Origin of the sequence: Corallococcus sp. CA049B (assembly GCF_003611685.1) — a bacterium.
Taxonomy (GTDB): domain Bacteria; phylum Myxococcota; class Myxococcia; order Myxococcales; family Myxococcaceae; genus Corallococcus; species Corallococcus coralloides.
Genome location: NZ_RAWC01000332.1, coordinates 1 through 6,695 on the forward strand (window position 1 = coordinate 1; position 6,695 = coordinate 6,695).

At 68.2% G+C, this 6,695-nt stretch carries 6 protein-coding genes; 2 read left to right on the forward strand and 4 right to left on the reverse strand.

Annotated features, from left to right (window positions below; all coding sequences use genetic code 11):
- The 3 genes from D7W82_RS37575 to D7W82_RS37585 all read right to left on the reverse strand — a co-directional run.
- Window positions 1-403 (reverse strand): alpha/beta hydrolase (locus D7W82_RS37575; RefSeq protein WP_199727990.1); only part of this gene is annotated, 403 nt, incomplete at its 3' end.
- A gap of 37 nt (window positions 404-440) precedes the next feature.
- Complete coding sequence (locus D7W82_RS37580) at window positions 441-1,040, reverse strand: TetR/AcrR family transcriptional regulator (RefSeq protein ID WP_014396439.1); 600 nt, start codon at window positions 1,038-1,040, stop codon at window positions 441-443.
- Window positions 1,041-1,182: 142 nt separating this feature from the next.
- Window positions 1,183-4,440 (reverse strand): MopE-related protein, encoded by a 3,258-nt coding sequence (locus tag D7W82_RS37585; RefSeq protein WP_120622882.1) that lies wholly within the window; start codon window positions 4,438-4,440, stop codon window positions 1,183-1,185.
- A gap of 325 nt (window positions 4,441-4,765) precedes the next feature.
- Here D7W82_RS37585 and D7W82_RS40780 point away from each other — a divergent pair, with 325 nt between their 5' ends.
- Window positions 4,766-4,930: a hypothetical protein gene (locus D7W82_RS40780; RefSeq protein WP_158617804.1), complete on the forward strand. Its 165-nt coding sequence runs from the start codon at window positions 4,766-4,768 to the stop codon at window positions 4,928-4,930.
- A gap of 65 nt (window positions 4,931-4,995) precedes the next feature.
- A complete protein-coding gene (locus D7W82_RS37590; RefSeq protein ID WP_120622883.1) occupies window positions 4,996-5,742 on the forward strand; it encodes a hypothetical protein in 747 nt (248 codons plus the stop codon).
- A 12-nt stretch (window positions 5,743-5,754) separates the two neighbouring features.
- Here the strand turns inward: D7W82_RS37590 and D7W82_RS37595 are convergent.
- Window positions 5,755-6,695 (reverse strand): nitrilase-related carbon-nitrogen hydrolase (locus D7W82_RS37595; RefSeq protein ID WP_304988766.1); only part of this gene is annotated, 941 nt, incomplete at its 5' end.

Below are 6,695 nucleotides of genomic sequence, written 5' to 3' on the forward strand. Positions count from 1 at the left end.
CCACCATTCCCGCCAGCTCCGGCAGCGAGCTGGTGCGCCCGGAGGACGCCCCATGCCCCGGCGCGTCGTACGTCACCACCGAGAAACCCGCGTCCACCAAGGGCTGCACGAAGGCCGTCAGCTGCCCGCCATAGCCGCTCCACCCGTGCACCAGCAGCACCCGGGGACCCTCGCCCCAGCTCCACACCGCCACCTTCTCACCCTCCACCCTCAACACCCGGGGCAGCCCCCGCGCCAGCACCGCCTCCGCCGTGCGCGAGCGCCGCGGCCGCTGGGGCGTCAGGAACAGCTGCTCCGACCACTCCGCCGCGAGCCCGGGCGCCACCGCTCCCAGACTCCGCGCCGCCGCTCGCACACCCCACAGCGCCATCTTCGTCCGAACGTTCGTGCTATTTTCAGCCATGATGAGGTCCTCCTCGAAGGACACGGCAACGACAAGGTCAGGAAGTGGGGGTGCGCGCGGCGGTGACGAGCGCGTCGAAGGCCCGGCGGGCTCGCGCCTCGGCCTGGGGGTCCCGCATCAGCCGCTTCGCGTGGTGGAAGCCCAGCATCACCGCGTACTGATCATGGGCGAACTGCTCCACGTCCAGCGCCTCGCGGAAGTGCCCTTCCGCCACGGCGATGCGCGCGGCCTGGGCCAGGCAGTCCAGCCAGTCCCGCTGCCCCTGCACCAGCGTGTCCCTCGCGGGCCCGGGTGCGTCGTCCAGCTCCGCCGCCGCCGCGACGAAGATGCAGCCGCCCTCGAGCAGCTTGTCCCGGTCCCACGTCAGCCAGCCGTCGAAGAGCGCACGCACGCGCGGCTCGCCGCGGGCCCTGCCCAGCGCCGGGCGGATGACGCGCTCGGTGAAGACGACCGTGGCCGCCTCCAGCACCTGCACCTGCAGCTCCGTCTTGGACTTGAAGTGCGCGAACAGGCCGCTCTTGGAGAGGCCCAACTCCTCCGCCAGCCCCCCGATGCTCAGCCCCTGCAGCCCCACCCGGCTCGCCAGCCGGACGGCCGTCTCCAGGATGGTCTGATGGGTGAGCTCGCCCTTGCGCATGGGCACTTCATAGGACGGTCGTGCTTTTTCCGCAACCGCTTCGCACGCCCCCCCCAGCGCGGACCTCCTGGCGATCCACGTCCGCCAGGAGGCCTCTTCCGTTCGTTTCAGGAACAGCCCCCGCGAGCCGGGGGCTCCTTACTCACTGGTAGATGCACTGCCCCTGGATGCACTCGAACTTCCAGTTGGCGCACCTGCGCCCACAGCCTCCACAGTTGTCGAAGTCGTCCATGACGTTGATGCATGCCCCATCACACAGGGCTTCACCGCTGCCGCAGGTGGGGGTGCAGACGCCCCCCTCGTCCGTCGCGCCGCTGCAGTTGTTGTCCACGCCGTCGCAGACCTCCGAAGCTCCGGGATTCATGGACGCGTTGGAGTCATCGCAGTCACTTTCGTTGGAGACGAAGCCAGCAGGCGGGAAGCACCCGGACCAGGGGAGGAGCGGATTGCCGTAACCATCACCGTCGACGTCGTAATACCAGGTGCGGCCCGCGTTCTCGTCCACCCTTCCATTGCAGTTGTTGTCCTGGCCGTCGCAGAGCTCCGAGGCTCCGGGCGAGATGCTGGCGTCGAAGTCATTACAGTCATTGACGTTGTCCACGTAATACTGGGGCGCCGTGCACGACTGCCACGAGAAGATCCAACTGCCATAACCATCGCCGTCGCCGTCGTAGTACCAGGTCGGCTTCACGCCTTCGTCCACGGACCCGTTGCAGTTGTTGTCCTGCTCGTCACAGGTCTCCGACGCCCCGGGCGAGATGGCCGAATTGGAGTCGTTGCAATCGCCGGCGCTCGACACGAAGCCTGACGGCCTCGAACACCCCTGTGACGAATGGTTGGTGGTGCCATAGCCATCACCGTCGGCATCCCGGTACCAGATCGGAGCATCTTCGTCCGCGGACCCGTTGCAGTTGTTGTCGATGCCGTCGCAGTAATCGTAGGCACCCGGATGGACATACATGCTGGAGTCGTTGCAGTCGCCCGCGTTGGAGACGTAGCCCCACGGCTGTGAGCACGCCTGGACCGACTGGTTGCCGTTGCCATAACCGTCGCCGTCGGCGTCGCGGTACCAGGTCGAAGCATCTTCATCCAGATACCCGTTGCAGTTGTTGTCAATGCCGTCGCAGTAATCGTAGGCACCCGGATTGACATACGGATTGGAGTCGTTGCAGTCGCCCGCGCTGGAGGCGTAGCCGCCGGGCTGCCAGCATTGCTGGACCGACTGGAACCACACGCCGTAACCGTCGCCGTCGCCGTCGTAGTACCAGGTCGTCCCGGCGCCATCATCCACCGCACCGTTGCAGTTGTTGTCCACGCCGTCGCACGCCTCCGGCGCCCCGGGCGATATGGCCGGGTTGGAATCATTGCAGTCGCCCGCGTTGGCGGCGTAGCCCCCGGGCCGCGAGCACGTCTGGACCGACTGGCTCCCGATGCCGTAACCGTCGCCATCCGCGTCGCGGTAGAAGGTGGGCATCACCCCCTCGTCCACCCCGCCGTTGCAGTTGTTGTCCACGCCGTCGCAGACCTCCGAGGCTCCGGGCCGGATGCTCGCATTGGAATCGTTGCAGTCGCTGGCGTTGGCGACGTAGCCAGAAGGCTGGCCACAGGCCGCGGCGGAGAGGCCCGGATTGCCGTAGCCATCCCCGTCGGCATCCCGGAACCAGAGGCCGCCCACGCCTTCGTCGGACTGGCCGTTGCAGTTGTTGTCCAGGCCATCGCAGACCTCGGACGCACCGGGAGAGACGTTCGCCCGGGTGTCATCGCAGTCCGTGTCGTTGGCCACGTACCCCGCGGGCTGGGTCCCGGCCTGGACTGAATCACTCGCCTTGCCGTAGCCGTCCCCGTCCGCGTCGCGGTACCAGAAGGCGCAGACGCCCTCGTCCACCTGTCCGTCGCAGTTGTTGTCCTTCCCGTCACAGACCTCCTCGGCGCCGGGCTTGAGCGCCGCGTTCGTGTCATCGCAGTCCAGGGCGCTGGAGACGAAGCCCTCCGGGAGCGCACACGCGTTCAGGAAGTCGGCGGGGTTGCCGTGACCATCTCCATCCTGATCCCGGTAGAAGATCCGCAGCGGCAGGCCCGGCTGGACGTACTTGACCAGGGCGGGCGACAGGCTGCCCGTGCCCAGCTGCCCCTGGCTGTTGTCACCCCAGGACCAGACGATGGGACAGCCCTGATACTCCCAGCGCTCGAAGTGGACCGACAGGCCGTGCCGCGCACCGCCCGCCACGAGCGCTACGGAGTCCACCTGGACATAGGTCTGCCAGTAGCTGTCCCAGCGCCGGGCATAGTCGGGCGTGGGCCGGAGCAGCTGCGTGCCGTCTCCCAATTGCCCGGACTCGTTGGCGCCCCAGCTCACCAGGTTTCCGTAGGGGTAGCCCTGGACGAACAGGCTGAAGTGGTCACCCGCCGCGATGTAGCCGCCGGCGGCGGTGTCCGGGACGAACCAGGGAGTGGAGAGGACCTGCCCCGTCAACGGAGGCTCGCTGACGACGAAGTCCCGTCCACCCTGCCCCGAGCCATTCAAACCCCAGCTCACCGCGTGCCGGGGGACCTCGTTGTCATAGAGGATGGAGTGGAACTCACCCGCCGCGATGGCCGCCGTCACCCAGGTACGGATCAACGTCGGCGTCAGGACCGGGGCGGAGCTCGCGCCCGTGCCGACCTGGGCGAAGTCATTGCGTCCCCAGGCCCAGACCCGGCCCGTGCGGCCCAGGGCCAGGACGTGGTGTCCGCCCGCCGCGACCGAGACGATCTTCGTGACGTCGGCGGGGTCCGTCAGGTCCGACGGCGCCTGCGGCAGATAGGGATCCCCCGGCGCGAGCGCGGGAATCACCACCTGGACCGGCGTGGGGTGGGCATTGTCATCCGGGCCCGCCAGCGGCTGGCCCAGCTCGCCGTGCGAGTTCTGTCCCCACGCCCACACGGAACCATTCGCATCCACGGCGAGCGAATAGTCCGAGCGCGCGGCGATCGCGGTGATGCCACTCAGGAGGGGAACCTGCGTCGGCACCAGCACCCGGGCACTCGGGTCCAGGCCTCCCGCCTGTCCCCGGTCGTTGCGGCCCCATGCCCAGACATGACCGGTCTCATCGAGCGCCAGGGAGTGGCCGCTGCCCGCCGCCACGGCGGTCATCCGCCTGGGCAGGGTGATGGGCAGCGGCGTCGCCTGGGGTACCGCGCTGGTGACACCTCGCCCCAGCTGTCCGTCCGTGTTCTGTCCCCAGCTCCAGACCACACCATCGGTCCGGACGGCCAGCGAGTGATACGCGCCCGCCGCCACGCCCTGGATCTCCAGCCCGTCCACCAGCCGGTCTTCGTGGGCCTTCATTGGCGGCGGGGCTTCTGGCGCCATCTCGTTCAATGACTCACCACAGCCCACGCCCAGGACGAGCAAGGCCATCACGCACCACCCACGCGGTGCGTTGTATCCACTCAAAGGATGTCGATTCAACGGAGCGGCTCCTGATACACCCCGGCATCCCCCGTGCCTGGGTGTGATGTCTTGAGAGAGATTCCTTCCGGCGTGGACGCGGCTCGACCCCCAGCCGCACGACGAGATCCCGCCAGCAGCGGGTCCAGCACAGAAGAGAATGGAGGGACTTCGTGCCCGTGCGGTTCCGTCCTTCAGGGCCTGAAGTCTTTTTTACTCTGTGTTGGTTTTTCTCGGAAATCAATAGGCAGCACGTGCATCCCGGGGGTGTCGCAACCTGCCCGGGAGGTCACGTATGACAACACATTTGCTCCGTTGGGCCGCGTCGGACCAAGGTTGGCTGAAGGAAACCCATGCCCCCTTCGGGGACGACCGCTTCGCCCGGTCCCACGTCCACCTCGAAGGACTCACCGTCAACGGCTCGAAGCACATCGCGGTGCCCGTCTACGGCCCGCGCTAGCACGTACTGGAGCGGTTGCGCGGATCAGCCCTTCCGCGCCCTTTCACGCTGGATAGGATGCGCCCATGCTCCTTTCCAGGAACGACTTCCTTCCGCGCGCGGAGGCCACGCTCGCCCGACTGGACGGTGCCCTCCGGGATGCGCTCTCTCATCAGGGCACGCCCCGGGTCACGACCCTGGAGAGGGCGTTCCCCAAGGACGCGCCCCTTCAGCCCGCCGCGCTCGCGAAGGCGCTGTGTCCCGGGCCCGTGTCGCATGTCGGCCTGGCCGCCCTGGTGATGCGCGAGTCCCTTGAGCCCGTGGACGCCGTACTGGATGCGTCGCTGTCCAAGGCCACGGTCGTGACGGGCAACGCGAAGGCCCTCGGCTCGCTGCTCGTCACCTGCCCCCTCCTCGTGCTGGGCGACCTGGAGGTCGATGGATTCCTGGACGACTGCGGACCGGATTCGACCATCGTGGTCCTGGGCCGCTGTGTCGCAAAGGGACTGCGGACGTCGGGGAACTTCCTGGTCCTGGGCGATCTGGTGGTCCGGGACGTCATCCAGGGCGTCTACAACGATGAGAGTCTCATCGTTGCGGGCAACCTGGAGACGCGCTTCCTGGATGAGAATGATCACGAGGTCGCGTGCTACGGAGGGCTCCGCACGGAGCATCGCTTCGAGAACGGGCGCTCCGACGAGGAGGCCGCATTGTGGGCCTCCGCCTTCCTGGTGCCCGGCCTGTGGAACATCGACCTCGGCGAAATCGACCACGGCGAACTCTTCGAACGCATCCGGCGGAACGAACCGGTCTTCACCGAAGCACGCGGCTGATTGAGTCCATCGTCAGTCAATGACAGACAGTGGCCCCTGGCCATCCGTGCGGCCGGCCTTGGTGACGCTTCGCCGCCGCGCGATGAGCCCGCGGACGGAGGCCTGGAGCACCCAGCCCAACGCAACCAGCCCGGAGAGCAGCCCCACCGAGTCCCCGATGCGCGCATACAGCGTGGGCACCCGGCCCACCGGTAGCTCCGCGCGCAGCACGCGCTCCTCCGCCGTGAAGTGGTCCAGTTCGCCATACACGCGCCCGTAGCCGTCCACCGCCACGGACAGCCCCTGGTTCACCTGCCGCACCATGCTGAAGCCCTGCTCCACCGCTCGGAACACCGCCTGCCGCGTGTGCAGCGGACTGATGCCCTTCCAGTCGCTCGACGGCAGCAGGAGCAGTTCGAGCCCCCGCTCCGACGCGCTGGCGAACACCGCCGGGAAGTCTCCGTCGAAGCAGATGGCGCCTCCCAGGACTCCCACGCCAGGGGCATGGCTCACCGCCGGCTCCGCGCTGCCCGGGATGGAGTGCTCCGCCTCCCACCCCGGCACCGGCCGGGACTTCACGTAGCGCCAGGCCACCGCGCCATCCGGCCCCACCAGGATGAGCTCGTTGCGCAGCAACCGCTCCGCCTCGGGCGTCATGCTCGCCACCGACATGCCCAGCCACACGCCCCGCTCGCGCGCCAGCGTGCTCCCTCGTGCGATGAGCGCCTCCAACTCCGTGGCCAGCACCACCGCGTTTCCCTCGGACCAGAGGAGGAGCTTCGCCCCCTTCGCGGCCTCCTGCTCCGACAGTCGCAGCAGCTCCTCGTTCACCGCGCTAGAGGCCTCGGCGAAGGTGCGCCAGTCCTCATCGGCGAAGACCTCGCCCTTCATGAGCCGGGACAGCCCCGCCTCGCGGCCCGTGGCCACGTCTCCCGCCACCGTGATGCCCGCCACCCGGACGGGCTCGCCCACCC

Bases quoted from the DNA above. Each gene is read 5' to 3' on its own strand.
- D7W82_RS37580 (WP_014396439.1), bottom strand. From the start codon at position 1,040: ATGCGCAAGGGCGAGCTCACCCATCAGACCATCCTGGAGACGGCCGTC.
- D7W82_RS37585 (WP_120622882.1), bottom strand. From the start codon at position 4,440: ATGGCCTTGCTCGTCCTGGGCGTGGGCTGTGGTGAGTCATTGAACGAG.
- D7W82_RS37590 (WP_120622883.1), top strand. From the start codon at position 4,996: ATGCTCCTTTCCAGGAACGACTTCCTTCCGCGCGCGGAGGCCACGCTC.
- D7W82_RS40780 (WP_158617804.1), top strand. From the start codon at position 4,766: ATGACAACACATTTGCTCCGTTGGGCCGCGTCGGACCAAGGTTGGCTG.